Source organism: uncultured Aquitalea sp. (assembly GCF_945957525.1).
Lineage (GTDB): Bacteria > Pseudomonadota > Gammaproteobacteria > Burkholderiales > Chromobacteriaceae > Aquitalea.
Map to the genome: position 1 here is coordinate 153,487 of NZ_CAMFLA010000008.1, position 24,926 is coordinate 178,412.

The window sequence follows — 24,926 nt, forward strand, 5'->3', positions numbered from 1 at the left end:
CTTGATGGCTACCTGAGTGAATCTGTGTTGCGACGAAGGCGGAAGCGCTGATCCAGCCACACGGAGAGGCTGTACACCTGAATGCCCAGCAGAATGTCGATCAGCCAGCGGGCCGGGTCTTCCGGCGACAGGCGGGCGGCATTCAGCAAGGGGTTCAGGCAAGCGCCCAGCAGAAGACAAGCGGCGAGCAGCAGAACAGGGCGGACCAGCTTGCGCAACAAGCGCGGGAAAGGCGACGAAACCATCTCGGGACTCCGGCAAACGGCATGTCTCGCCATGGTAGGCATCGCTTCGTCAACATCCTGCAAAATTCAGGGGCAACGGCATAAACAGGGAATAAAAAACCTGCTGAGCAGCTGACTGCCGGTTTTGACGGGATAAGGGCGAGGGCGCGGTGAGGTCGTGCTGGACTGTGTGGAATGCTTGTTGCAGTGATAAAGCCTTCTTTAACAACGGGTTATCTTATGCTGCAGTGTAACATTTTGCCTGTTGGCGGGCAAACAGCATCATGATCCAAGAACATCGATCCGGGGATGACGGCTGCTCAAATTGAGGCGGAGATGGGCTTGACCCCGCTCTGACCAGATATCGACCAGACAAGAAAAAAGCCAACCGGTGACGGTTGGCTTTTTCTTTTGCAGATCAAGGATCTACGGGAATTCGGTGTGGAGCGGGCGATGGGAATCGAACCCACGGCACAAGCTTGGGAAGCTTGGGTATTACCATTATACGACGCCCGCGTGCGGCGCATTCTAACAGGGTTGGCGGCCGGATGGTAGGGGCGGCGCGGCTTGGCGCGCCTGATCCCCTGTCGTTTTCTTTCAGCGGAAGTTTTCCAGCATCAGGTAGTACCACATGCCCAGCGCCAGCAGAGGGTTGCCCAAACGGTCGCCCAGCGGCACCCTCACATGGCGGAACAGCTGGAAGGTGTCGAAGCGCTCCATGTGGCCGGTGATGGCGTTGGCCATGATTTCGCCGACGATATGCGAGGTGGCGACGCCGTGGCCAGAGTAGCCTTGCGCGTACCAGACATTGGGAGAGAGCTTGCCCAGTTGTGGAATGCGGTTGATGACGATGCCCATATTGCAGCTCCAGGCAAAGTCGATGTCCACACCCTTGAGCTGCGGGAAGGTGCGTTCGATGCAGGGGCGCAGCTCGGCAGCGATGTCGCGCGACTCCTTGCCGGAGTAGTTGGCCCCGCCGCCGAACAGCAGGCGGCCGTCTGCGGTCATGCGGTAGTAATCCAGTACGAAGCGGCAGTCGTACACCGCCGTGTCCATCGGGTTGAGTTCTTCGGCCAACTTTCCCAGCGGCGCGGTGGCGATGATGCCGCCGGCGGCGGGGAAGATCATGCCGCTGAGTTTGCGCCGCTCCAGTTTGTGATAGACATCGCCGGCCAGCATGATCTGGTTTGCGGTCACCCGGCCGTGGGCGGTGACGATCTGTGGCGTGTCGCCGTGAATGATGTCCAGCACCGGCGAGTCTTCAAAAATGAGTCCGCCCAGACCGCTCAATGCCGCTGCCTCGCCCACGCACAGATTGAGCGGGTGCAGGTGCATGTTGTTGCGGTTGTAAATGCCGCCGTGATAGAGCGGGGTGTTGAGAAAGCGCGGAATGTCGCGCGCTTCCACCCATTCCAGCTGAGCGCTCATGCCGCGCCGGCAGCCTTCGTCATAGGCCTGGCGCAGTTCGCGCAAGTGGCCGGGGGTGTAGGCAGTGTGCAGATGCCCGTGTTTGAGGTCGCACTGGATGTCGTAGCGGGCCACGCGCTCGCGGATGATGTCGTGTCCGCGCCAGCGCAGATGCCAGACAAAGTCGTCGGCCGCATCGCCGCCGATGCGCGCCGCCAGTTGTTTGCGGATGGCGCCGTCGCCCGACAGGCTGCCGGTAACCTGGCCGCCGTTGCGGCCGGACTGGCCCCAGCCGACGCGCTGGGCTTCCACCAGCGCCACTTTCATGCCTTTTTGCGCCAGTTCCAGCGCGGTGGCCACGCCGGTGAAACCGCCGCCGATGACGGCGACGTCGACACGCACATCGCCTTCAAGGCGGGGATGGCGGATGTGCTGATTAAGGGTGGCGCTGTAATACGAATGTACGCGTTGTGCTGTCATACCACTGATTCCGTTACGAAGCTGATGAAATCCTGCGGCCCTCCGAGTCCGCAGCACGATTACCTTCAGGTCTTGCGCAACCGCCACTTCAGTGCCATTGGCAAATCACATGAAACGATTGGCAGGGCCATCCTTCCTGATCAATCAGGGATGCCCTGCATGGAGTCCCGGCAGTCCTGCCTGCCGAGCGCGGCAAGCGAACCGGATGAGTCTATCGGGTGCAAGCCGACCGTCGCAATTATTATTTGATCAAATTGAGCTGATAGGCGTCGGGCTGTTGCAAAGCGCTCTGTCACACAACTCGCACAATAATGCCGAGTGATGTCATTGGCTTGGCGAGCACACTATTGCCCGGCGCGGCAAGGGCTTGCGCAAGGGGGAGTGTGATGGCGGAAGAAGAGTACGAAATCAGCGGCATGCACGAGAAAATGCTGGAAGAAGAAGCGGAACGCAGCCAGATAGCGCAGAAGATCGCCTTGTTGACGGCGATCCTGGCCACCATTGGCGCTATCTTCAGTTATCAGAGCGGGGCAACGCAGAACGAAGCGTTGTTCCTCAAGAATCAGGGCATTCTCAAACAGTCGGAAGCTTCCGATGCCTGGGCCTACTATCAGGCCAAATCCACCAAAGCGCATATTGATCAAATGGCCTTGGCCATTGTCACTGATCCGGCCAAGCGTGAAGCTTTTGCCGCAGACCTCGCGAAAGAGGAAAAACAGCGGGCCGAACTGCAAAAACAGGCGCAGGCCCTGCAGGCCGAGGCGCGCCGCCTGAATGAAGAGTCGGAACGCGTACTGCGCCCGCACGAGCGCATGGCGCTGGCGATGACGCTGATCCAGATTGCGGTGGCCTTGGCTTCCATTACCGCGCTGACGCGCAAGCACTGGCTGCTTACCGGATCGGTGGGGTCGGCGCTGGCCGGCATCGGCATCGCGATTTCCACCTGGTTGTAAGGTTGGCCGAAGCCGGTTTGGCGGCGAGGTCATCCGATTGCGGGCGACTGCGTTGCTGAATACTAAAGACCGACGGCATGATGACCGTCGTGAATGAATCAGGGCAGAACAATGACGAGCGAACAGCGGACGGAAACGTCCTCGGCCGCGGCGACGCCAGGGACGCGTCGCGTGAGCGTGCGGCAGCGGGTGGATTACTGGCTGGAACTGATGGGCATGCGCGGCAAGGGGCTGGCTTTGCTGGGCGGGCTGGCGCTGGCGGGTTGGGTGGCGTCCGGTATTTACAAGGTGCAACCGGACGAGCAGGGCGTAGTGTTGCGACTGGGCAAGTGGGTGGATACCACACAGGCCGGTTTGCATTATCACCTGCCCTGGCCTTTCGAGAGCGTGGTGCTGCCCAAGGTGACGCAGATCAACCAGCTCAAGCTGGCCAATCTGTATGACGGCGCGGCCGCCGATTCGGCCGACCCGCGCGAAAAACAGATGCTGACCGGCGATGAAAACATCGTCGAAGCCGATTGCGCCGTGTTCTGGCGCATCAAGGATGCCGGCCAGTTTCTGTTCAAAGTCAGTCATCCGGAAACCTCGCTGCGCATCGCCGCGGAAAGCGCGCTGCGCGAAGTGATTTCCCGCACCCCCATTCAAGCCGCCATGTCCAACCGCCGTCAGCAAGTGGCGGACGAGGCGCGCCTCCTGTTGCAGGATCGGCTGGATGAGGCGCAAAGCGGCATTCTGGTGACGCAAGTGCAGTTGCAGCGGGTGGACCCGCCGGCTGCGGTGATCGATGCTTTCAATGATGTGCAACGCGCCCGCGCCGATCAGGAACGGGCCCGCAACGAAGCGCAGGCCTACAGCAACGACATCCTGCCCAAGGCGCGCGGCGACGCGGCGCGCATCCTGCAGGAGGCACAGGCGTACAAGAGCCAGGTGGTGAATCTGGCCGAGGGCGAGGCGCGGCGGTTTGATTCGGTATACGGCAGTTATGCCCAAGCCAAGGACGTTACTGCTTGGCGCTTGTATCTGGACAGCATGGACGAGGCATTGAAGAAAGCCAGCAAGGTGGTGGTGGACGCCTCCGGCAAGAACGGCGGCAGCGTGCTGCCGTTGTTGCAGTTGCAGGACAAGGGCAAGAACGTCAAGGAGGGCCGCTGATGAGTAGCCAATGGAAAGGCGTCGGCATTGCCGCCGCGCTGGGGCTTGTCTGGCTGGCCAGTTCCGCCATCTACACATTGGGCGAGGGGCAGAAGGCGCTGGTGATCCGTCTTGGCGCGCCTATCGATGTCAATGAAGAGCCGGGCCTGAAGTTCAAACTGCCGCTGGTGGATACGCTGCAGTTTTACGATACCCGCTTGCAGACGCTGGCGCCGCCGCCGGAGCAGATCATCCTTGGCGATGAAAAGCGCTTGGAGGTGGAAACCTACACGCACTACCGCATCGCCAATCCGCTGCAGTTCTATCAGGCTTTGCGCACCGAGGATCAGGCCAAACTGCAACTCACCCAGCTGGTCAGCACTTCGCTGCGGCGTGGTCTGGGCAAGGTACCGCTCAAGGCGCTGTTGTCCGAAGAGCGCGGCCACATCGTGATGCAGATCCAGCAGGATGTGGCGGAGCGCGCGCGCCATCTGGGCATCGAGGTGACTGCGGTGCGCCTGCATCGCGCCGACCTACCGCTGGAAACCAGCCAGGCCATTTACGACCGCATGAAGTCTGCCCGCCAGCAGGAAGCCAAGGAGCTGCGCGCGCAAGGCGTGCAGTGGGCGCAGGAAATCCAGGCCAAGGCGGATGGCGAGCGCACGGTCATCCTGTCCGAGGCGCAGAAGCAGAGCGCCATCGCGCGCGGCGAGGGCGACGCCGAGGCCAACCGCATCCTGGCGGCGGCTTTCAGCAAGGACCCGAAGTTTTACAAGTTCTACCGTTCCTTGCAGACCTATCGCGGTGCCTTGTCCGATTCGGCTCCCACCTTGCTGCTGTCGCCTGATTCCGCCTTGCTGCACGACTTCCGCAACGGGCCGGCTTCGGGCAAACCATGACCCTGGCCAACGGCGACATCATGGCCATGCCCCGCATCGTCTGGCCCCGGTGCAAGCGCTTTCTTGCAACGCTGGGGCCGGGGGTGGTGGTGATGCTGGCGGATACCGACGCCGGCAGCGTGATTACGGCAGCGCAAAGCGGCGCGCAGTGGGGTTACCGCCTGCTGCTGCTGCAGTTTCTCATCATTCCGCTGATGTATCTGGTGCAGGAGCTGACCGTGCGGTTGGCGCTGGTCACCGGCAAGGGCTACAGCGAGCTGGTGCTGGAGCGGTTTGGCCGCGCCATGGCCGGCGCATCCACCGCTATGCTGGTGGTCAGCTGTTTTGGCGCGCTGGTGACCGAGCTGAGCGGGCTTGCCGGCGTGGGGCAGATTTACGGCGTGCCGGTGTGGCAGTCGGCGTCGCTGCTGTCGCTGATGATCCTCGCGATGGTGTGCACCGGCAGCTACCGCACGGTGGAGCGCGCCGCCATGGTGTTCGGCGTGTTCGAACTGGCCTTCCTGCTGGTGGCCTGGCGCGCCGAACCGCATTGGGGCGTGGTGCGGCAACAGTTGGCCGAAGCGCCCTGGCATGACCGCGATTACCTCTATCTGCTGGCAGCCAATCTGGGCACCAGCATCATGCCCTGGACCGTGTTTTATCAGCAGTCCGCCTTGATAGACAAAGGGCTGGACGAAAGCGATTTGCGCGCCGCGCGGCTGGATACCTTGCTGGGCGCGGTGCTGTGCCAGGTAATCACCGCCGCCGTTCTGGTGGCTGCGGCGGCGGCGTTTGCCGGCCGAGGCAGTTTCACGCTGGATACCGTGCCGGAAATCGCCGAGGCCTTCGCCCATGTGCTGGGGCCCGGCACCGGGCATTTCGTTTTTGCGCTGGCGCTGAGCGGCGGCGCGCTGGTGGCTACCATCGTGGTGTGCCTGTCGGCGGCCTGGGCGCTGGGCGAGATTACCGGTTCGCATCACGCGCTGGAGAAGCACCCGCGCGAGGCCCCGTGGTTTTACGGTACCTTCGTTTTCATGTTGGCCGCCGCCGCCGCGCTGGTGTCCAGCGGCTACAGTCTGGTGAGGCTGTCCATCGCCACCGCTGTGCTCAACGCGGTGATGCTGCCCATGGTGCTGGGCGTGCTGTACTGGCTGGCGCGTACCGCGCTGCCCGAACGGCACCGGCTGCATGGCTGGCAAGGCGCAGTGTTGGGCGCGGCTTTTTTGCTGACCTCGCTGATCGGCTTGTATGCGGGCATTGCCGGCGCTTTGGGCAATTGAATGGTCTGTCCCCTCGACTTGGATAGAAGAAACTGAATGGAAATGGATAGCCTGATGCACATGCTGGGCCTGACCCTGCAAGTGTTTTTTCTGGATTTGATTCTCAGCGGCGACAACGCGCTGGTGATCGCCATGGCCTGTCGTTCGCTGCCGCGCCACTTGATGGGCAAGGCGGTGATGCTGGGCACTGGCTTCGCCATCCTGCTGCGCGTCCTGCTGACGGTGGTGGTGGGATTTCTACTGCAAGTGCCGCTGCTCAAGCTGGTGGGCGCGCTGCTGTTGATCAGCATCGCCATCAAGCTGCTGCTGGGCGAGGACGATGATGGCGATGGCCGGCAGTTTTCCGATAGCCGGCATTTGTGGTCCGCCGTGTCGGTCATCGTCATGGCTGATCTGGTGCTGAGCCTGGACAATGTGGTGGCGCTGGCTGCCGCCGCGCAGGGCAGTGTGCTGTTTCTCGTGCTGGGCCTGCTGCTCAGCGTGCCTTTGCTGATGTATGGCAGCCTGTTCATCTCGCGAATACTGGGCGACTACCCCTTGCTGGTGCCGGCGGGCGCGGGGCTCTTGGGCTGGGTGGCGGGTCAGCTGGCCGTCAGCGACCCGCTGATCGCCGACTGGGTGAATACCCAGTCGCCGGCCTTGCAAGTGGTGGTGCCGGCGCTGTGCGTGGTGTACGTGCTGGCGCAGGCGCGCATCATTCGCGACAAATCCCCCGGGCTGGAAGCTCCGCCTCCGCTGGGGCTGTTTGACGGACTGGGTCGCAAGCTGGCGCAAATGGGCGAGGCCGCTTCACCGCAACCGGCTGCCGCCCAAGCGACGGCGAGCGACGCTGCCATGGCCAAACCGTCGGAGCCTGTCGCGTTTGCCGAGCTGGCTGGCGGCAATGCGCCCGCCATGCTCCCGTCCGCAGACGCGCCAGAGCTCCCTTTGGCCACGCCGCTTGCGGCAGTGGAAGCCGAGCCGCAAATCAGGCCGGCCGAGCGTCCCGCGCGCGCCAGTCGCGACGGCATGCTGAACTCGCCGCGCCTCGCGCTGTTGGTAAAGGTGATGCTGGCCATTGCCGTGGTGGTGGGCGTGTGCGCGCTGGGCTGGCTGGTGTTCCATTTGCTGAGCCAGGGTATCCTGCCGCATCCCAAACACCCTAATGCCAGAAATCATTGATCCGGCCGCCGCCGTTGGCGGCCGGGCGTCTGAAGGACTCCTGTCATGCAACGCTTACTGACGGCCTGCGCCGTCCTGGCGCTGGCCGGTTGCGCCAGCAACGCCGTACCGCCTGTGTCCCAGCCTGCCGCCCCTTCGGCCAACCCCGCCAGCGCGGCGCAGGTGTTGAACGCCCAGACCAGCAACGCCCCGCCGGCGCCCACTCCCCAGCCGGCACCGGCGCCGGTGCCCAAGCCAGCCCCGGTGCCGGTGCCCGAGCAGCCGTCGTATACCAACCAGCAACAAGGCAAGGCCTTGCTGGAAAAATTGCTGCCTCGCGGCATTCCCGATCGGCAGGGCTGGTACAACGACATTTTCAACGCTTTCACCGCGCTCAAGATTCCCTACACGCCGCAGTTTTACTGCGCCGTGATGGCCGTGGCCGAGCAGGAGTCCAATTTCAGCCCGGACCCGGTGGTGCCGAATCTGTCCAAAATCGTTTGGGGGCAGATTGAAGAGCGGCGGCAGAAGTATTTCATCCCTTCGGTGGTGGTGGACGCCGCCATGCTGAAGAAGTCGCCGGATGGCCGCACTTATAAAGAGCGGGTGGACGCGCTGCGCACCAAGCGGCAGATGAACGCGCTGTATGAAGACATGATCCGCGAGCTGCCTTTTGGCCAGACCATCTTCGAACACAAGAATCCCATCCGCGACGGCGGGCCGATGCAGGTGAGCGTGGCGTTTGCCGAAACGCATATTCGCGCCTGGCCTTACCCCTACAGCTACGGCAATCTGCGCGACGAAGTGTTTACCCGGCGCGGCAGCGTGTATTTCGGCACGGCCATTCTGCTGCAATACGCGGTGAACTATCCGGAGATGGTGTACCGCTTCGCCGACTACAACGCCGGCCGCTACGCCAGCCGCAACGCTGCTTTCCAGCAGGCGGTGGCGCGCCTGTCGGGGCAAAAGCTGGCGCTGGACGGCGACATCATGCTGTACAACAACAAGATGAACCGGGAGTTGTCCGGCGAGGTGAGCGCCACGCAGCGCGCCTTGTTCGGCCAGGCTTCACGCCTGCATTTGTCCGGCGACGAAATCACCCGCGATTTGAAGCAGGAAAAATACAGTGGCTTCTCGCAGACGGAAACCTACAAACGGGTGTTTGCGCTGGCCGAGCAATCCGGCAAGGCCGCGCCGCGCCAGATCATTCCGCAGATTGTGCTGGTCAGCCCCAAGTTCACTCACCAGCTCACTACCGAATGGTTTGCCCGCAGGGTGGACGGCCGTTATCAAAAGTGCCTTGAGCGGGGCGGTTTTCATCCCTGAGCCGGCGGCCATGGTCTAGGCTGAAGAGTCTGTTCACGGTAGAACGCAGGCGGCGCAAACGGCGGGATGCATATCAGACGCACAAACACGATGGAGCCGGTTTCCAGGTGGTGGCGGGTTTCGGCTGCGGGCGGTTTCTGGCGGATCGGATGCGAGGGGGAGACATGCTCGGCATGCGGGGAGTGGTGATCTGGGCGGCGGCTGGGCTGCTGGCAATACCGGCCTCGGCTGCTACGCTCACCGTTTTGCTGGACGACAGCAGCGAGATGCCGCTGGCGCTGATTCGCAACGGCGAGTTGCAGGACGGCATCAAGCGCGATCTGGGCTACGATCTGGCCGCTCGCTTAGGGCGGGAGGCGCGCTTTCTGGTGTTGCCCCGCAAGCGCCTGACGGCCGCATTGAGCAGCGGCCAGGCCGACCTGCTGTGTCTGGCTCTGCCGGAGTGGCTGCCAGGACCTTTTGACTGGAGCCAGCCTTTCTTGCGCAATGAAGACGTGCTGCTCACGCTGAAGAGCCTGCCGGAGCCGCATCATCCGGCCGATCTGAAAGGCGAGGCCGTGGGCACTTTGCTGGGCTACGCCTACCCGGAGCTAGAGCGCGAACTGGGCGGCACCGACTGGCGCGACGATGCGCGCACCGCGCTGGACAATCTGCACAAACTGCAAGCCGGTCATTTGGGGCATGTGGTGATTGCCCGGCAGTTTCTGGAATATCAACTGGCGCACGGCTTGCGCCTGCCGCCATTGCACCCCTGGCTGGCCGTGGCCGAGTACAACACCCGCTGCGCGGTGTCGCGCAAGGGACAGGTGACGCTGGCCGAGGTTAATCACGCCATCAGCCTGCTGCAATCCAGCGGCGGGTTGTCCCGTCTGTTGCAGCACTACCGTTAACGCTCAGCAGGCGTATGTCAAAACAGAACAGCCCCGTCGGGGCTGTTCTGTTTGCTGGCTGCTTGCGCTTAGCGCGTCCAGTGCAACTGTGTCCAGCCGTGTTGCGCCGCCACAGCCGCCAGTTTGCTGTCCGCGTTGACAGTATGCGCCACGTCCACGCACTCCAGCAGCGGCACATCATTGATGGAGTCGCTGTAGCCATGGCTGCCGCTGAGGTCCTCCTGATGCTGTTCCAGCCAGTCTTGTAGGCGGATCACCTTGCCATGCTGATAGGTCATCACGCCGGTGGTGCGGCCGGTGTAGCTGCCAGCTTCGGTTTCCAGCTGAATGGCGAGGAAATCATCCGCGCCGAGGAAGCGGGATACCGGCCCCACCAGATGCTCGCCGGTGGCGGAAATCACCAGCAGCTTGCGGCCTTCCTTGCGATAGCGGGCCAGCGTTTCGCGTGCTTGCGGAAACACGATGGGGGCGATCTTGGCTTCGATGAAGCGCTCCACCCACTCGGCGATGTCGGCCACGCTGCGACCGCTCATCGGTTGCAGGGTGAAATCCATGTACTCCTCCATGCGCAACTCGCCGCGCCGGTAGGCCGCCATCATTTCCGCCTCGCGCGGCAGCATGCCCGCTTCGGCCAACCCTTGCTCCACCATGAAGCGCAGCCAGAGGCTGGAGCTGTCGCCGTCGGTGAGGGTGTCGTCCAGATCGAAAATGGCCAGCATCAGCGCACCTCCCGCATGTCGTCGCGGCTGATTTGCAGCTTGACGGCGGTGCCGGCCGGCATCAGGTCGCTGGCAGTGCGGTTGAGACGGTCTACCTGCAGGGTGATGCCCTGGCTTTCCACCTGATAACGGATGATGCTGCCCAACAGCTGGTGCTGACGGATGGTGGCGTCCAGCGCGCCTTCCTGGTTGGCCGAAGCGTCCAGTACGTGAATGGACTCCGGACGGATGGCCATGTGGCCCTGGATATCCAGCCCCAGCAGCTTGTGCGCGTCGGCCGCGCCCAGGAGGTTGTAGTTGCCCATGAAACGGGCGACAAATTCGGTGGCGGGCTGGGTGTACACCATTTCCGCGCGGCCTTCTTGCTCCACCCGGCCCTGGTTCATCACGAAGATGCGGTCGGACATGGTGAGCGCTTCTTCTTGGTCGTGGGTGACGAAGATGGTGGTCAGGCCCAGGCGGCGCTGAATGTCGCGAATCTGCTCGCGCAGGTTTTTGCGGATGCGGGCGTCTAGCGCGGACAGCGGTTCGTCCAGCAACAGGATGCGCGGCTCCACCACCAGCGCGCGCGCCAGCGCCACGCGCTGACGCTGGCCGCCTGACAACTCGTGGGGGTAGTGGTTTTCCTTGCCCTTGAGCTCCACCAACTTGATCACCTCGGCCACTTTGCGGCTGATGTCGGCCGAAGAAAGCTTGCGCATTTTCAGGCCGAAGGCGATGTTGTCGGTGACGTTCATGTTGGGGAACAGCGCATAGCTCTGGAACACCATGCCGATGCCGCGTTTTTGCGGCGACAGATGGGTGATGTCGTCCTTGCCCACGGTGATGGCGCCGGAGGTGGGCGTTTCAAAGCCGGCGATCATGCGCAGCACGGTGGTCTTGCCGCAACCAGACGGGCCGAGGAAGGTGATGAACTCGCCTTGCTCGATGCTCATGTTGAAGTCGTGTACCACGACGTGGTCGTCGAAGCGCTTGTGCAGGTTGGCGATGGTCAGGAATGCCATGATGTTTTCCGTTCTTTTCTGCTGCGTCAGGCGCTTTTGCGCGTGCCGCGGGCATTGCGTGCGAATACCTGGATCAGCCCCATGGAGGCCCAGGTAACCAGGAAGGCGATGATGGCCAGGGCCGAAGGCTCATAGGCGCGGTTGGCGCCGATCAGCTGCAGATAGGGGCCGAACGCCGGGCGGCCCAGCAGGCTGGCCATGGTGAATTCGCCGATCACCACCGCAAAGGTGAGGAAGGCGCCGGACAGGATGGCCGATTTCACATTGGGAAAGATCACTTTGAACAGGATGTTGGGCCAGCTGGCGCCCAGGCTCTCCGCCGCCTCGGTCAGCGTGCGCACGTCGATGGCGCGCAGGCCGGTGTCGATGGAGCGGTAGAGATAGGGCAGGGCCAGCGTTACATAGCTGCACATCAGCAGGAAGTCCGTGGCGCGGTCGTTGCCGGTGAGCGGCAGCCAGGAGCTGCTGTTGTACAGCTTGAGGTAGCCGAACACGATGACGATGGCCGGAATCACCAGCGGCATCAGGGTGATGAACTCCACCACAGGGCGCAGGCGCGGCAGCTTGAGCTGGATCCAGTAGGCGGTAGGCACCACCAGCAGGATGCCAACGATGATGGTCAGCAGCGCCATCAGGGTGGAATAGCCGAAGGTGGCCTGGAAGCCGGGGTCGGACAGTACCACCTTGTAGGCTTCGAAGCTGTAGCCGTCCCGGTTCATCTTCAGACTGAACTCGAAAGTGGCGATCAGCGGCAGCAGAAAGTAAAGGGTACCGATGGCGATGGCCACCCAGGCGCCGATGCGTGAGGTTTTCATTCGCGGCCCCTTTCAGCGCGGCTGCGCAGCCAGATGTAACCGGCGTTGGAAAGACCGGTGATCACCACCATGCCCAGCGCCAGCGCGTAACCCAGGTTCTGGTCGTGCAGTACGTCGCCGCGAATCTGCGCGTACAGCAGGATGGGCACGATATTGAGTGAGCTGCCGGTGAGGGCGTAAGCCGTGGCCACAGCGCCGAAAGCGTTGGCGAACAATAGCAACGCCGAGCCCAGAATGCTGGGCCACAGAATGGGCAGCGCAATATGCCACCAGTAGTGGAAACCGCTGCCGCCCAGGCTTTCGCAGGCTTCGCGCCACTCGGCGCGCAGGCCGTCGATGGCCGGAGTGACGATCAGCACCATCAGCGGAATCTGGAAATACAGATAGGTGAGGGTGAGGCCGAGAAAGCTGAGGATGGTGAAGCCCGTGCCGTACAGATCGATATCGGCGTAAGTGCGCAGCAGCACCGTTACCAGGCCCATGCGGCCCAGCGTGGAGAGAAAGGCGAAGGACAGCGGCACGCCGGCAAAGTTGGAAGCCACGCCGGAGAAGGTCATCAGCGTGGGACGGATCCACTGCGGCAGGCCGCCCTGGATGGCGGCCAGCGCCAGCAGCATGCCGATCACGCTGCCGCCCAAGGCGGACGCCGCGCTGACTTCAATGCTGATTTGATAAGCGCTAAGGATATTGCTGTCGAACAGTTTGCCGATGTTGGCCAGGGTGAAATGCCCGTTGGCGTCCTGAAACGCGCCCACCATCAGGGTCAGCGTGGGCAGGATGAGAAACATCAGCGCAAACAGGAAGAAAGGCAGCACGCCCAGCCAGTTGAACGAAGACAGGGTGAGCCCCTTGCGGGTCTGTCCTCGGCTGGAGGCCGGGTCTTGCGGTAAGGATTCAGATGATGTGGCCATCTGCGGCACAACCTCGTTTGGTTTGCTCCCGGCGGCATTCGCCGCGCCGTCGGCCGTTGGCCGAAGACGGGCATGATGCTCTGCTGCCCGCGGGCGCGCCGGGGCGGGGAGTCATGGTATGTCGGGTAGTGAAGAACGCCGCCGCGCCCGGCGAACCGGGCCGCGACGGCCAAGGCGGGGAGGCGGCTTACTTGACGTTGCTGCCGACGACGCTGTCCCACTGTTTGGTGATGGCGGCCTTGTAGACCTCCTGCTGTTCCAGCGTCGGGAACACGGCGTTCTTGTAGTTGGCGGCGGCCGGCAGCTTGGCCAGCAGGTCAGCCGGTACTTTCTTGCGCGCGTTCAGGTCGGCGAAGCGGCTCGGGTGGCAGTAGCCCTTCAGCCAGCCCAGTTGGCCTTCGTCGGAGTACAGGTATTCCATCCACAGCTTGGCGGCGTTCGGGTGCGGTGCGTAAGCGCTGATGGCTTGCACGTACACACCGGCCACGACGCCGGTCTTCGGTACCACTACCGCCACTTTCGGGTTGCCCTTCAGGGTGTCGCGGTCGGAGAGGGCGTTGTAGTCCCAGCGGATGATGATGGGGGTGGTGCCTTGCGCCAGCGAGGCGGCCTTGCCGATCACGGGCACGAAGTTGCCGTTCTTGTTCAGTTGGGCAAAGTACTTCAGGCCGGCGTCGGCGGCCTTGTTGGCGTCGCCCTTGGCTTGCGACAGGCCAGCGGCGTACACGCCCATGATGGCCTGGTTGGCGGTGCGCGGGTCGCCAGCCAGGGCCACGGCATTCTTGTATTCCGGCTTCAGCAAATCGGCCCAGTCGCTCGGCACTTTCTTGATGATGTCGGTGTTCACTTCAAACGCCAGCACGCCGTAGTAGTCGCCGTACCAGTAGCCGTCCTTGTCCTTCACGTTGGCCGGGATGCTGTTCCAGGTGGAAACCTTGTAGGGCTGGATCAGACCGGCGTCCTTGGCTTGCGGGCCGAAGGAAAGGCCCACGTCGATCACGTCCGGGGCTTGCGGGCCCTTGTTGCCCTTGTTGGCCTTGATGGCTTCGACTTCGTCGCCGGAGCCTGCGTCGGGGTTCAGTTCGTTCACCTTGATGCCGTACTTGGCTTTAAAGCCGGCGATCAGATCACCGTAACCGCACCAATCGTGCGGCAGGGCGATGGTGGTCAGCTCGCCTTCCTTCTTCGCGGCCTGGATCAGGCTGTTCAAATCCTGCGCGTGCGCAGTGTATGCACCCAGACTCAGTGCGCCGATCACTACCTTGGCCATCAGCTTCTTGTTCATGTTCCATCCCTTTCGTTTGGACTAGGTCAATACAACCTGGGCGATCTTAGGCAGCGAAGATGACGGCTGCGTTAGCGGCAAGTTTCAGTTTCGTGTCTATTAGATGAAGTCTTGTGCCCGACGCTTTGTTGTCTAATCCCGACCTGCAGTCACCACAATGTCACGCGGCTTTGCTACACAGTAAAAAACATCCAGCAAAAGCATGGGCTAGACCAGATGACGGAAACGGAAAACAACCGAACGCAAATCGCAAAAATACGACAATCTTTGTTGCAACAAATGGACAGTGGCCTGTTGCCGGCCGGTGGCAAGCTGCCTTCCGAGCGTACCTTGTCCGGTTTGTTCGATACCACGCGCATCACTTTGAAGGATGCCCTGCTGGCTTTGGAAGCCGAGGGACGCATCTACCGGGAGGACCGGCGCGGCTGGTTCGTGGCGCCGGAGAGGCTGGAGTACAACCCGCAGTTTCGCGTGCATTTTCAACAAATGGCCGAGCGACAGCGACGGCAGGTGGACACGCGCGTGGTATCGGCGCTGGGCATGGTGGCCGCGCCGCAGGTGAGTCAACTGCTGGGCATGCCGGCGCTGGCGCGCGTACTGCAACTGCGCCGAGTGCGCAGTCTGGACGGCCGGGTGGTGCTGTACGTGGAGCATTACCTGAAGCCGGAATGCTTTCCCGGCATCATGGCTTATGACCTTTCCGCTTCGCTCACCGGCTTGTACGAGCAGGTTTACGACATCCGCTACGGGCGTTCGCGTTTCGACATTTTCCCCACCGCGGCGCGCGGCGAAGTGGCGCAGGCGCTGATGTTGGCCGAAGGATCGCCCATTTTGCGCATCGCTCGCGTCAACTACGACCAGTCCGGCCGCGTTATCGATTGTGACATCGAGTACTGGCGGCACGACGCGATTCGCGTCTCGGTAGACAGCCATCCGGCGCTTGATGGATCGCCAGCATTGTCAGGCGCATGAGACGGCGTATGGCCGCGTGACCCAGTCCTGAACAGGCCGGTGCGGCTGCTTGGGGCCGCTAACAAAAATCGGATTCACGGCTGGGGCAAGGCGCGTCGATGCAGGCCGTACATGGCCTACGGCAAGGAGACGCCGCGCAGCATCAGGCGCTTTGCCAGCACGCTTAACACTTTTTCATCGCTTCCTGACAATCCATTACACAACGATACGTCGCCGCAACAGACAGACGGCGCATGCCGGACCATGATGCGTCCAGGCAAGGCCAGTGGCCGATATCAGGGAGAAAAACAATATGAAGCAATCCGTAGTCCGCGCCATCAGCCTGGGGCTGATGGTCATCGGTACAGCATCTTTGTCCGCCTGCGTGGTGCAACCCACCCGTACCCAGGTGGTGTACAAGCAGGTGCCGCAGGCGCCGCACTGGAATCCCGCCGAACATCCTTACTACCTGCATGCGATGACCGATCTGCGTCAGGCCCGCTGGCTGCTTGCCCGGCCGGATGTGCAGCCGGTGCAGGACGACGAGCGCTGGGCGGTGGGCGCTATCGACGCGGCGCTCAACGAGATGAAGCAGGCCGCCATTGAAGACGGCAAGAATCCGTGGGATTACAAACCCGCTGACGCCAATGTCAGCAACACCGACCGTTTCCACAAGGCGCTGCAACTGCTGGAGCAGGCCAGGCGCGACGCCAGCCACCCTGAGGACGACCCGTGGGCCAAGGGATTGCAGGGCCGGATCCTGCATCACATCGACGACGCTCACCGCGCGGTACAACAAGCCATCGCCGACGCTTTGCGCTGACCGATGAAAAATCAGGGAGAACAAACATGACTATCGCCAAACGCCTTGCTGTCGGTTTGCTGACCGGCGCGGTTTTGCTGGGCGCCGCCGGAGCTGCTTTTGCCGACGGCTGGGACAATAACTGGGACCACAACAACGACTGGCTGAAAAGCCGCGCCTGGAAGTACGACGAGCATCAGTGGCATCCGGATCAGCATCCCTATTACATGCACGCCATGACCGATCTGCGCATCGCCCGCGACTTGCTGGCCCGTCCGGATCAGCCGCGTGTCGAGCAAGGAGAGGTGCGCGCCGTGGAAGCCATCAATCGCGCGCGGCATGAAATGAAAGACGCTGCCATCAGCGACGGCAAAGACCCGTTCGATCGCATGCCGCCTGACGCGCAATACCGCCCGGAAGACCGCTTCCATCAAGCATTGCGCCTGTTGGACAAGGCGCGCAAGGACGCCAGCCACGAAGAAGACGATCCCTGGCTGCGCAGCCTGCAAGCGCGCATCGTTCACCACATCGGCGATGCCGAACATGCGGTGAACGACGCCATCAACCAGGCGCTGCGCTAACCGCCATACGGGCGCTGCTCCTGCCATGGAAAACCCCGTCGGCACGCCCGGCGGGGTTTTGTATTGTCCGCCGCAAACGCGCGCGGCAACTGCGTTACCATAGCGGCCTGACGCTGCAACAAGGAAATCGCATGACTCGCCTGCTTGTCCTCTATACCGGCGGCACCATCGGCATGGACCAGACTCCGGACGGCCTGGCGCCCAAGCCGGGTTTGCTGCCCCGTCTGCTGGAACGCTTTCTCAAGCCCGATCTGCAATTCGACGTGGTGGAATACCCCAGCCTGATCGATTCTTCCGCCATCACCCCGGCGCACTGGAACCAGCTGCTGGGCGATCTTTCCCGCGAGCGCGATCGCTACGATGGTTTCGTGGTGATCCACGGCACCGACACCATGGCCTATACCGCCAGCCTGCTGGCCTTCGCCTTGCGCGGCTTCGGCAAACCCGTGGTGGTGACCGGCTCGCAACTGCCGCTGGTGCATCCGCGCTCCGATGGCTGGAGCAATATCGCCGACGCACTGGAAGCCGCCTGCCAGCGAGATCTGGCAGAAGTGGTCATTGCTTTCGATCGGCTGCTGCTGCGCGGTTGCCGCGCGCGCAAGCTGGACGCCGCCGGCTTCTCCGGCTTCGCCAGCCCGAACGCCGCTCCCTTGGCCCGCTTCGGCATACAGGCCGACTGGCGACGCGAACTGTGGCGAAAGCCGGATGGTGATCGTTTCGTGCCCATGGCGCTGGACGAACGCCTGCGCGTCGCCTGCCTGTTCCTGACGCCGGGCCACGGCGCGACCTTGATGGGTCAGATGTTGGCCGAAGACCGCCTGGATGGCGCGGCGCTGATGAGCTACGGCAATGGCAATGCGCCGGCGGAGCCAGCTTTGCTGGACGGCGTGGCGGCGTTGAGCGCGCGCGGCGGCGCGGTATTGAATCTCACCCAGGTGACGGTGGGCGCGGTGGAGGTGGGGGCCTATGCCGCCAGCCAGCCGCTGGCCCGCGCCGGTGCGGTGCCGGGCGCGGACATGACGCCGGAAGCGGCGGTGGCCAAGCTCACCGTACTGTTGTCGCAAGGGCTGCGAGGCGAGGCGTTGCGTGCGCGGCTGGCGGAAAATCTGGCCGGCGAAATCAGTTAAGGGGGGGGCCTGGTCGGCGATATCTGCGCGGCGCGCTCGCCTTGCGAGCCACGGCGCCGCCATCGCTGTGGATAGCCGGATAAGCGGGCTCAGAGCCCGTTTTTTTCATGGGCAAGCCCGCTGGTGGTGCTTGAATTGCCTGTTTTTTAATCAGTGGCGGCAAAGCCTTGCAGATCAGCAACTTGCCCCCATTATCCACAACAGGTCCACACAGCCGTTCACGGCTGGCGTGGAAAACCTTTGCAACTGCCTAAAAAATAAGCGCTTGGAAAAAGCCCTTTTCCCGTCAGCGGTTTGGCTCGCTTGTCCACAGCCGGTACACAAGCCTGTCCCCGCAGGCTGTGAAAAAGCGGCAGATTCTTCCACAAGCCCCTATGCCTTGCTGTTTGCCATCCCCCGGGACGACGTATAATCAAACGTTTTGGGAGCCTGGCTTTTGGTCGCACAGCAAACGCGTATCGCCATCATCGGGCCGGAGTCCTGCGGCAAGACCACACTGGCGCAAGATCTGCGCAATGCCTTGCAGAATGCGGGAGAAACGGCGGACTGGGCGGCGGAGTACGCCCGGGAATATTACGCCGACAGGCCCTATACCGTGGCCATGGCGGATATCGAAGCCATCGCGCGCGGGCAGCTGGAGACAGAACGCCGCCATGCGGACGCGGATTGGCTGTTGTGCGATACCACGGTCGTCACTTGTGTGGTCTGGGCGCAAGTGGCTTTTGGCGCGGCGTCTGGTGCGCTGGCCGGACTTAATCGGCCGCAGGATTACGCGTTGACGGTACTGACTGCGCCGGACATTCCCTGGCAGCCGGACCCATTGCGCTCGCATCCCGCTCAGCGCGACTGGTTGTTCGGCTTGTATCAGGCAGAAATAGCGCATTCCGGCATACCGCCGCTGATCGTTCGCGGCAGCCGGCAAGCGCGGGTGGACAGCGTCTGGCAGGCCTTGCGCGCCTTGCGATCCGGCTTGCCGGATTGCGCAAATTTTAAGCAGTGAAGATTATGCCCTGACAAATCAGGTATTTGCCGTATTTGTCCACAGCCCGCCCACAGCGCTGTCCCTGCCAGCGGTGGAAAACAGGCGGGAATTGATTAAAAAACAGGCAGTGCGAAAATCGGCCGGCGCATCAAGCACTTGAGGTGCTTGTCCACAGCCGGCTCACAGCCCTGTCCAGACTGGATGTGCAAAAATGAATGAAACCTATCGTTTGACTACCGATTACATCGCCCTGTGCGATCTGCTGAAAATTTGCAGCGTGTGTTCCTCCGGCGGTCAGGCCAAACATTTCATCGCCGAAGGCAATGTGCAGGTAGACGGTCAGCAGGAGCTGCGCAAGACCTGCAAGATACGCGCCGGCCAGCTGGTGAGCGGCGAAGGCTTCACCATCCGCGTGGTGGCGTCCTGATGAGCCAGCAGGACGACGTGTTCGATCCGATGCCCGAGCCGCCGGCCGAGGTGACGGACAACATGTGCTGCGGCAGCGGTTGCGAACCCTGCATCCTCGACCAATACGCCGCCGATCTGCGCGAATACCGGCAGCAGCTGGCAAAGTGGCAGGCCAGACAACCGCAAGCGGAAACTCCGCAGAAAGCAAACTGACGCATGGCCAGCATTGATCTGCATTTTCACTCGCACGCCTCCGACGGCGCACTGCCGCCAGCCGAGGTGATTGCGCGCGCGGCCGAGCGCCAGGCCACGCTAGTGGCGCTGACCGATCACGACTGCACCAGCGGCTTGGCCGAAGCAGCCGCCACGGCGTTTTCGCTGGGTGTGGATTTTCTCAATGGAGTGGAAATCTCCGTTACCTGGAACGTGCGCCATACGGTGCACATAGTCGGTCTGGGCATTGATCCGGCCCACCCGGCCTTGGCCGAGGGGCTGGCCGGCATTCGCGCAGGGCGGGTCAATCGCGCGCGCGACATGGCCGCCTCGCTGGCCAAGGCCGGCATCACCGGCGCGTTTGAAGGCGCGATGGCCGTGTGCGACAACCCGGAAATGATTGGCCGCACCCACTTCGCCCGCCATCTGGTCAACAGCGGTCAGGTGAAGGACGTGCGCACCGTGTTCCGCAAATACCTGACGCCGGGCAAGCCGGGCTATGTGCCGCACGAGTGGGCGGCGCTGGCCGATGCCGTGGGTTGGATTCGCGCCGCCGGCGGCATCGCTGTCATCGCCCACCCGGGCCGCTACGACTTGAGCTGGACCCTGAAGGACCGACTGATTCTCGATTTCAAGGACGCGGGCGGTCAGGCGATCGAGGTCGCCAGCGGCAGTCACGGGCTGGATGATTTGCACCGGTATGCGCTGGTGTCGGAACGTTACGGACTGCTGGCCAGTGCCGGCAGCGATTTTCACGCCCCCAATGAAAGCGGGCGCGATGTTGGCCGAACCGACGATTTGCCGGCCATCTGCAAGCCGGTGTGGGAGGCGCTGAACGAACGCATCATTCGTGCACCCCGCGCAGCAGGGATCTGACAACAAGACTCTCGCCCGGGGTGCTGAGGCGGGATCACATACAGCTCCGGACGCGCGGCGTAACGGGACAAGCAAGAGGCAAAATGGCACAGTTTTTCATGATTCATCCGGACAATCCGCAGCAACGCCTGATCCGCGAAGCGGTGAAAATCATGCGCGAAGGCGGGGTGGTGGTGTATCCCACCGACTCCTGCTACGCGCTGGGCTGCATGCTGGGAGACAAAAACGCCATGGAGCGCATTCTGGAAATCCGCCAGATCGATCTCAAACACCATCTCACGCTGGTGTGCCACAACCTGTCGGAACTGGCCAACTACGCCAAGGTGGACAATACCCAGTTTCGCATGCTGAAAGCCGCCACGCCGGGCAGTTACACCTTCATCCTGCAAGCCACGCGCGAAGTGCCACGCCGCACCCTGCACCCCAAGCGCTCCACCATCGGGCTGCGGGTGCCGGACCATAAAGTGGCGCTGGCTCTGCTGGAAGAACTGGGCGAACCCATTCTCTCCTGTACGCTGATGTTGCCGGGCGATGAAGAACCGCTGACCGACCCCTATGAAATCCGCGACCGGCTGGAACGCAGCGTGGACGCCGTCATTGACGGCGGCTGGTGCGGCACCGACCCCACCACCGTGATCGACATGACCGAAGGCGTGGAGCTGCTGCGACGCGGCAAGGGCGATCCGGCCGTGTTCGGTCTGTAGTCGGCCGAAGGAACCCGCGCGGCTTTTGCCGATCTGTAGCCAATTCAAGCATTCAGGACAAGACCGACACCATGGGCGATATCGATACCCTCATCCAGCGCATCTGCATCTACGCATTGCCGGTGCTGTTCGCCATTACCCTGCACGAAGCGGCGCACGCCTACGCGGCCCGTCGTTTCGGCGACAACACCGCCTACATGATGGGGCGCATGACCCTCAATCCGCTCAAGCACATCGACCCCATCGGCACCGTATTGCTGCCGCTGCTGTCGATGATGACCAGCGGTTTCCTGTTTGGCTGGGCCAAACCGGTGCCGGTCAATTTCGGCGCCTTGCGCAATCTGCGCAGCGGCATGCGCTGGGTGGCGGCGGCCGGTCCGCTTGCCAATCTGGCCATGGCGGTGATGTGGGTGCTGCTGTTCAAGCTGGCCGCCAGCATGGACAACAGCTATGCCCAGCCGCTGGCGCTGATGAGCCGCGCCGGGATCAACATCAATGTGGTGCTGATGGTGCTCAACCTCATGCCCATCCTGCCGCTGGACGGCGGACGCATCGTAGAGAGCTTCCTGCCTGCGGGCATGGCCTACAAATACTCCCGGCTGGAGCCCTACGGCATGTGGGTGTTGCTGGCGCTGGTGGTGACCGGCTTGCTCACTCCCATCCTCAGCCCCTTCATCAACATGGTGTATCATCTCCTCGGAATCTTTTTCTGAACCGAAACGGGTGCGACAAGGCCGGCATATGCCGGCCTTGTCGCACCCGGCAATCCTGACCGGACACACAGCACATGTTTGCCAATCGCATCCTCTCCGGCATGCGCCCCACGGGCAGCCTGCATCTGGGCCATTATCACGGCGTGATCAAGAACTGGGTGGAGCTGCAAGCCAGCCACGACTGCTATTTCATGGTGGCCGACTGGCACGCGCTGACCACCAACTACGATGACGTTTCCATCATCGAGAAAAGCATCTGGGACATGGTGATCGACTGGCTTGCCGCCGGCGTCGATCCGGAAAAGGCGACCGTGTTCATCCAGTCCAAGGTGCCGCAACACGCCGAACTGCACCTGGCGCTGTCCATGTCCACGCCGTTGTCCTGGCTGGAGCGCGTGCCCACTTACAAGGATCAGATCGAAAAGCTGTCCACCAAGGATCTGGGCACCTACGGCTTCCTCGGCTACCCGCTGCTGCAAGCGGCCGACATCCTGATCTACAAGGCGGGTCTGGTGCCGGTGGGCGAGGACCAGGTTCCCCACATCGAACTGACGCGCGAAGTGGCTCGCCGCTTCAACAATCTGTTCGGCAAGGAACCCAATTTCGAAGAACTGGCCCGCGCCGCCGCCAAAAAAATCGGCAAGGCCGGCAAGCAGTTCGAGCAACTGCGCACCGCCTACCTGCAAGATGGCAACGCCGAAGCGCTGCAACAGGCGCGCGAACTGCTGGCCGCCAGCCAGAATCTGGGCGGTGCGGATCGCGAGCGGTTGGCCGGCTGGCTGGAAAACAAGGGCAAGACCATCCTGCCGGAGCCGGAGGCCAAGCTCACCGCCGCGTCCCGCATGCCGGGCCTGGACGGCCAGAAGATGTCCAAGTCCTACGGCAACACCATCACCATGCGCGAAGCACCGGAACAAGTGAGCAAGAAGGTGCGCGCAATGCCCACCGACCCGGCCCGCGTGCGCCGCACCGATGCCGGCAATCCGGAGAAATGCCCGGTATGGCAGCTGCATCAGGTATACAGCGATCACGATACTCGCGAGTGGGTAAAGCAGGGCTGTACCACCGCCGGCATCGGCTGTCTGGATTGCAAACAACCGGTGATCGACGGCGTGCTCAAGGAGCAGCAGCCGATGTTCGAGCGGGCCGAGCAATACCTGACCCATCCGGACCGCGTGAAGGAAATCGTGTTTGAAGGCTGCCGCCGCGCCGAGCAGGTGGCCAAGGACACCATGAACGATGTGCGCGCCGCCATGGGCTTGGGTTTTTGAGCCGGGTCCGCACGCGCTGCAGTTGAAAGAAAAAGCCGGGATGTTGTCCCGGCTTTTTTATGTATTTTTCCCGATATGCATACGTAATGACACGAAGGATAATGGCCACCTCATTTCCATTTGATCCGGTCGTCTCGTGTCGTCTCTACTCGTCATTCCTCTACGATTCAGCCTGAGTGTCGCTGCGCTGTCGCTTGCTTTGGCGCTAGGCGCGGGGCATGTGGCCGCAGCGCTGGCGCTTTTCTTCGGCTTGCATGCCGGTTGGCTGGGTGTGGCTTCGGGTCATGGCGTATTGCGCATGGCCGGCTTGCGACGCAGCAATCGCCTGCTGGGCACGGCTTTGCGCAATGAGGTACTGGTTGGCGACGTGGCGCTGATCTGGCGCGCCTACCGACATTTTCTCGCCACCGGCGAGCATGAGGCCCTACGCGAGCAGACCTCGCCGCTGTTTTTCACCGAACTGCTGGCGCTGCGCGTGCTGCATTTCGGCACGCACGGCAAGCTGGTGGATATGGGCAATGTGGATCACCCGACGGTGCAACTGGTGGAAACCGATTTGCAGCCGGGTAAAGAACGTATCGTGGTGCGGGTGAATGTGTGCGGGTTTTTCTACGGCATCGATCCCGCATCGGGCGCCCCGTGCTGGGAGGAGAGCGCTGCGGAGCAAACGCCGCAGTCCGTGCTGTGCTGGCGTTTGCGCTTGCATGGTCGCCGCTGGGTGCTGGACGGCCTGCCGGCGCTCAAACCGGCGACCTGAATCACAGGTTTGCCGAAGACATGGCGCTAGGTTGTCAGGCTTCTGCGCGGGGCAGGAAAATTTCCGCCAGCATGCAGCGGCAGCTGCCGCCGCCCACGGCTTCGATCGTGGGGATGGGATTGATCACCGGCTGACCATGTTTTTCCAGCAGCGCTTGCTGCGCCGGCGTAAAGCCCTTCCAGGCGCTTTCCGACATCGCGATCAGCGGGGTGCCGTCCGCCGTCTCCAGCTGCAGGATGTTGCCGCAGAAGTGCTTTTCCACCTGCTCGTGGCTGATGTCGATCACCTCGTGTGTGGCGCGCAGCGTCTCCAGCACCTGCTTCCTTTGCTCGGCCAGATGCAGGCTGTCGCCGCAGATCACGGCAAACTCCCTGCCCACGCTCATCATCACATTGGTGTGATAAATGGGGACGCCGCGGCTGTCTGCCGTATCAAACAGCTGCACATCCTCAATGCCGCGCAATCTGGCGTAGCGGTACAAGGCCAACGGGTGGCAGCGTTGCGAACGCGCGGCGTAAACGCGTCGACGCGGATGATCGAAAATCATCACACCGGTGCCCTCCAGGATTTCTTCCTCTTCCCACGGCTGCCCCATCCAGCTGATCTGGTGAATCTGATAGCCTTCGGCCAACAGCAGCCGCGCCAGCTGCTCCACGCGCCGCTCGCGCCGTCGATTGGCCGTGTGCATGGGATAGACACTGAGGGTGCCGTCCGCGCTGGTGGTGAACCAGTTGTTGGGGAACACGGCATCGGGCGTGGGAAAGCCGTCGTCGCTCTTCTCCATCACCATCACCTTCAGACCGTGACGCGCCAGTCGGGCGGTCATGGCGTCGAACTCGCACAAGGCCAGCGCGGTCACTTCGACCGGCGGCAGGCCAAGGCGATGCTGGAAGACGTTGTCGGCGCCGGTTTGCTCATTGAAGGCAAAGTCGTAGGGGCGCACCATCACCACGGCGCGCGCCAGTTGCGGCTGCGCGACGCGAGCGGGCGGCAGTTCGCGCGCCCAAGGCAAATATTGGTTTCCCATGATGTTTTATGTCGGACAAAATGCAGGTGGGACTGCTATAGTAGCCGCAGCAAAATCAAACAAAAAGTTGG

27 protein-coding genes and 1 tRNA gene are annotated in these 24,926 nt (G+C 62.5%); 19 read left to right on the forward strand and 9 right to left on the reverse strand.

Going from position 1 to position 24,926, the window contains the following annotated elements; translation table 11 throughout:
* Window positions 1-8: 8 nt before the first annotated feature.
* From Q0P52_RS09910 to Q0P52_RS09920, 3 genes are all read right to left on the reverse strand, one after another.
* Window positions 9-245 carry a hypothetical protein gene (locus tag Q0P52_RS09910; protein WP_293761361.1) on the reverse strand — a complete coding sequence of 79 codons (237 nt, stop codon included), beginning with the start codon at window positions 243-245 and terminating at the stop codon, window positions 9-11.
* A gap of 421 nt (window positions 246-666) precedes the next feature.
* Window positions 667-740: transfer RNA gene (locus tag Q0P52_RS09915), tRNA-Gly, on the reverse strand.
* An 81-nt stretch (window positions 741-821) separates the two neighbouring features.
* Window positions 822-2,111 (reverse strand): FAD-binding oxidoreductase, encoded by a 1,290-nt coding sequence (locus tag Q0P52_RS09920; protein ID WP_366062153.1) that lies wholly within the window; start codon window positions 2,109-2,111, stop codon window positions 822-824.
* Between the two features lie 386 nt (window positions 2,112-2,497).
* Here Q0P52_RS09920 and Q0P52_RS09925 point away from each other — a divergent pair, with 386 nt between their 5' ends.
* The 7 genes from Q0P52_RS09925 to Q0P52_RS09955 all read left to right on the forward strand — a co-directional run bounded on the left by Q0P52_RS09925 (window position 2,498) and on the right by Q0P52_RS09955 (window position 9,709).
* Window positions 2,498-3,064 (forward strand): DUF4337 domain-containing protein, encoded by a 567-nt coding sequence (locus Q0P52_RS09925; RefSeq protein WP_293761364.1) that lies wholly within the window; start codon window positions 2,498-2,500, stop codon window positions 3,062-3,064.
* Between the two features lie 171 nt (window positions 3,065-3,235).
* A complete protein-coding gene (gene hflK / locus Q0P52_RS09930) occupies window positions 3,236-4,216 on the forward strand; it encodes an FtsH protease activity modulator HflK (RefSeq protein WP_293761367.1) in 981 nt (326 codons plus the stop codon).
* Window positions 4,216-5,094, forward strand: coding sequence for a protease modulator HflC (locus Q0P52_RS09935; protein WP_293761368.1), 879 nt, complete (start codon window positions 4,216-4,218; stop codon window positions 5,092-5,094). Before hflK ends, Q0P52_RS09935 begins: the two co-directional genes overlap by 1 nt.
* Window positions 5,091-6,353 carry a divalent metal cation transporter gene (locus Q0P52_RS09940; protein WP_293761371.1) on the forward strand — a complete coding sequence of 421 codons (1,263 nt, stop codon included), beginning with the start codon at window positions 5,091-5,093 and terminating at the stop codon, window positions 6,351-6,353. Before Q0P52_RS09935 ends, Q0P52_RS09940 begins: the two co-directional genes overlap by 4 nt.
* Before the next feature lie 36 nt (window positions 6,354-6,389).
* Window positions 6,390-7,514 carry a YjbE family putative metal transport protein gene (locus Q0P52_RS09945; protein WP_293761374.1) on the forward strand — a complete coding sequence of 375 codons (1,125 nt, stop codon included), beginning with the start codon at window positions 6,390-6,392 and terminating at the stop codon, window positions 7,512-7,514.
* A 45-nt stretch (window positions 7,515-7,559) separates the two neighbouring features.
* A complete protein-coding gene (locus Q0P52_RS09950; RefSeq protein ID WP_293761376.1) occupies window positions 7,560-8,819 on the forward strand; it encodes a DUF1615 domain-containing protein in 1,260 nt (419 codons plus the stop codon).
* Between the two features lie 164 nt (window positions 8,820-8,983).
* Complete coding sequence (locus Q0P52_RS09955; RefSeq protein WP_293761378.1) at window positions 8,984-9,709, forward strand: transporter substrate-binding domain-containing protein; 726 nt, start codon at window positions 8,984-8,986, stop codon at window positions 9,707-9,709.
* Window positions 9,710-9,777: 68 nt separating this feature from the next.
* Here Q0P52_RS09955 and Q0P52_RS09960 read toward each other — a convergent pair whose 3' ends face one another.
* The 5 genes from Q0P52_RS09960 to Q0P52_RS09980 form a co-directional block, all read right to left on the reverse strand.
* Window positions 9,778-10,428 carry an HAD family hydrolase gene (locus tag Q0P52_RS09960; RefSeq protein ID WP_293761380.1) on the reverse strand — a complete coding sequence of 217 codons (651 nt, stop codon included), beginning with the start codon at window positions 10,426-10,428 and terminating at the stop codon, window positions 9,778-9,780.
* The gene (locus Q0P52_RS09965; protein WP_293761383.1) at window positions 10,428-11,432 is read right to left on the reverse strand and encodes an ABC transporter ATP-binding protein; all 1,005 of its coding nucleotides are present in this window, start codon (window positions 11,430-11,432) and stop codon (window positions 10,428-10,430) included. Before Q0P52_RS09965 ends, Q0P52_RS09960 begins: the two co-directional genes overlap by 1 nt.
* Before the next feature lie 26 nt (window positions 11,433-11,458).
* Window positions 11,459-12,247, reverse strand: coding sequence for an ABC transporter permease (locus Q0P52_RS09970; protein ID WP_293761386.1), 789 nt, complete (start codon window positions 12,245-12,247; stop codon window positions 11,459-11,461).
* Complete coding sequence (locus Q0P52_RS09975) at window positions 12,244-13,158, reverse strand: ABC transporter permease subunit (RefSeq protein ID WP_293761389.1); 915 nt, start codon at window positions 13,156-13,158, stop codon at window positions 12,244-12,246. Before Q0P52_RS09975 ends, Q0P52_RS09970 begins: the two co-directional genes overlap by 4 nt.
* A gap of 187 nt (window positions 13,159-13,345) precedes the next feature.
* A complete protein-coding gene (locus Q0P52_RS09980) occupies window positions 13,346-14,443 on the reverse strand; it encodes an ABC transporter substrate-binding protein (protein ID WP_293761391.1) in 1,098 nt (365 codons plus the stop codon).
* A gap of 216 nt (window positions 14,444-14,659) precedes the next feature.
* Between Q0P52_RS09980 and Q0P52_RS09985 the strand changes: the two genes are divergently transcribed.
* The 12 genes from Q0P52_RS09985 to Q0P52_RS10040 all read left to right on the forward strand — a co-directional run bounded on the left by Q0P52_RS09985 (window position 14,660) and on the right by Q0P52_RS10040 (window position 23,828).
* Entirely contained in the window at window positions 14,660-15,415 is a 756-nt protein-coding gene (locus tag Q0P52_RS09985; RefSeq protein ID WP_293761394.1) for a UTRA domain-containing protein, read from the forward strand.
* 292 nt (window positions 15,416-15,707) lie between these two features.
* Window positions 15,708-16,217, forward strand: coding sequence for a hypothetical protein (locus Q0P52_RS09990; protein WP_293761396.1), 510 nt, complete (start codon window positions 15,708-15,710; stop codon window positions 16,215-16,217).
* A gap of 26 nt (window positions 16,218-16,243) precedes the next feature.
* Window positions 16,244-16,777 (forward strand): hypothetical protein, encoded by a 534-nt coding sequence (locus Q0P52_RS09995; protein ID WP_293761398.1) that lies wholly within the window; start codon window positions 16,244-16,246, stop codon window positions 16,775-16,777.
* Window positions 16,778-16,908: 131 nt separating this feature from the next.
* Window positions 16,909-17,904 carry an asparaginase gene (locus Q0P52_RS10000; RefSeq protein WP_293761400.1) on the forward strand — a complete coding sequence of 332 codons (996 nt, stop codon included), beginning with the start codon at window positions 16,909-16,911 and terminating at the stop codon, window positions 17,902-17,904.
* Between the two features lie 436 nt (window positions 17,905-18,340).
* The gene (locus Q0P52_RS10005; RefSeq protein ID WP_293761403.1) at window positions 18,341-18,904 is read left to right on the forward strand and encodes an ATP-binding protein; all 564 of its coding nucleotides are present in this window, start codon (window positions 18,341-18,343) and stop codon (window positions 18,902-18,904) included.
* Between the two features lie 193 nt (window positions 18,905-19,097).
* The gene (locus tag Q0P52_RS10010) at window positions 19,098-19,313 is read left to right on the forward strand and encodes an RNA-binding S4 domain-containing protein (protein WP_293761405.1); all 216 of its coding nucleotides are present in this window, start codon (window positions 19,098-19,100) and stop codon (window positions 19,311-19,313) included.
* Window positions 19,313-19,507, forward strand: coding sequence for an oxidoreductase-like domain-containing protein (locus Q0P52_RS10015; protein WP_293761407.1), 195 nt, complete (start codon window positions 19,313-19,315; stop codon window positions 19,505-19,507). Before Q0P52_RS10010 ends, Q0P52_RS10015 begins: the two co-directional genes overlap by 1 nt.
* Before the next feature lie 3 nt (window positions 19,508-19,510).
* Entirely contained in the window at window positions 19,511-20,383 is an 873-nt protein-coding gene (locus Q0P52_RS10020; protein WP_293761410.1) for a 3',5'-nucleoside bisphosphate phosphatase, read from the forward strand.
* Between the two features lie 83 nt (window positions 20,384-20,466).
* Window positions 20,467-21,087, forward strand: a complete 621-nt coding sequence (locus tag Q0P52_RS10025; protein ID WP_293761412.1) for an L-threonylcarbamoyladenylate synthase — start codon at window positions 20,467-20,469, stop codon at window positions 21,085-21,087.
* Window positions 21,088-21,158: 71 nt separating this feature from the next.
* Entirely contained in the window at window positions 21,159-21,800 is a 642-nt protein-coding gene (locus tag Q0P52_RS10030; protein ID WP_293761414.1) for a site-2 protease family protein, read from the forward strand.
* Window positions 21,801-21,874: 74 nt separating this feature from the next.
* Entirely contained in the window at window positions 21,875-23,071 is a 1,197-nt protein-coding gene (locus tag Q0P52_RS10035) for a tryptophan--tRNA ligase (RefSeq protein WP_293761416.1), read from the forward strand.
* 136 nt (window positions 23,072-23,207) lie between these two features.
* Window positions 23,208-23,828, forward strand: a complete 621-nt coding sequence (locus Q0P52_RS10040) for a hypothetical protein (protein WP_293761418.1) — start codon at window positions 23,208-23,210, stop codon at window positions 23,826-23,828.
* Window positions 23,829-23,862: 34 nt separating this feature from the next.
* Here the strand turns inward: Q0P52_RS10040 and Q0P52_RS10045 are convergent, their stop codons facing one another.
* Complete coding sequence (locus Q0P52_RS10045) at window positions 23,863-24,855, reverse strand: arginine deiminase-related protein (RefSeq protein ID WP_293761420.1); 993 nt, start codon at window positions 24,853-24,855, stop codon at window positions 23,863-23,865.
* Window positions 24,856-24,926 lie beyond the last annotated feature (71 nt).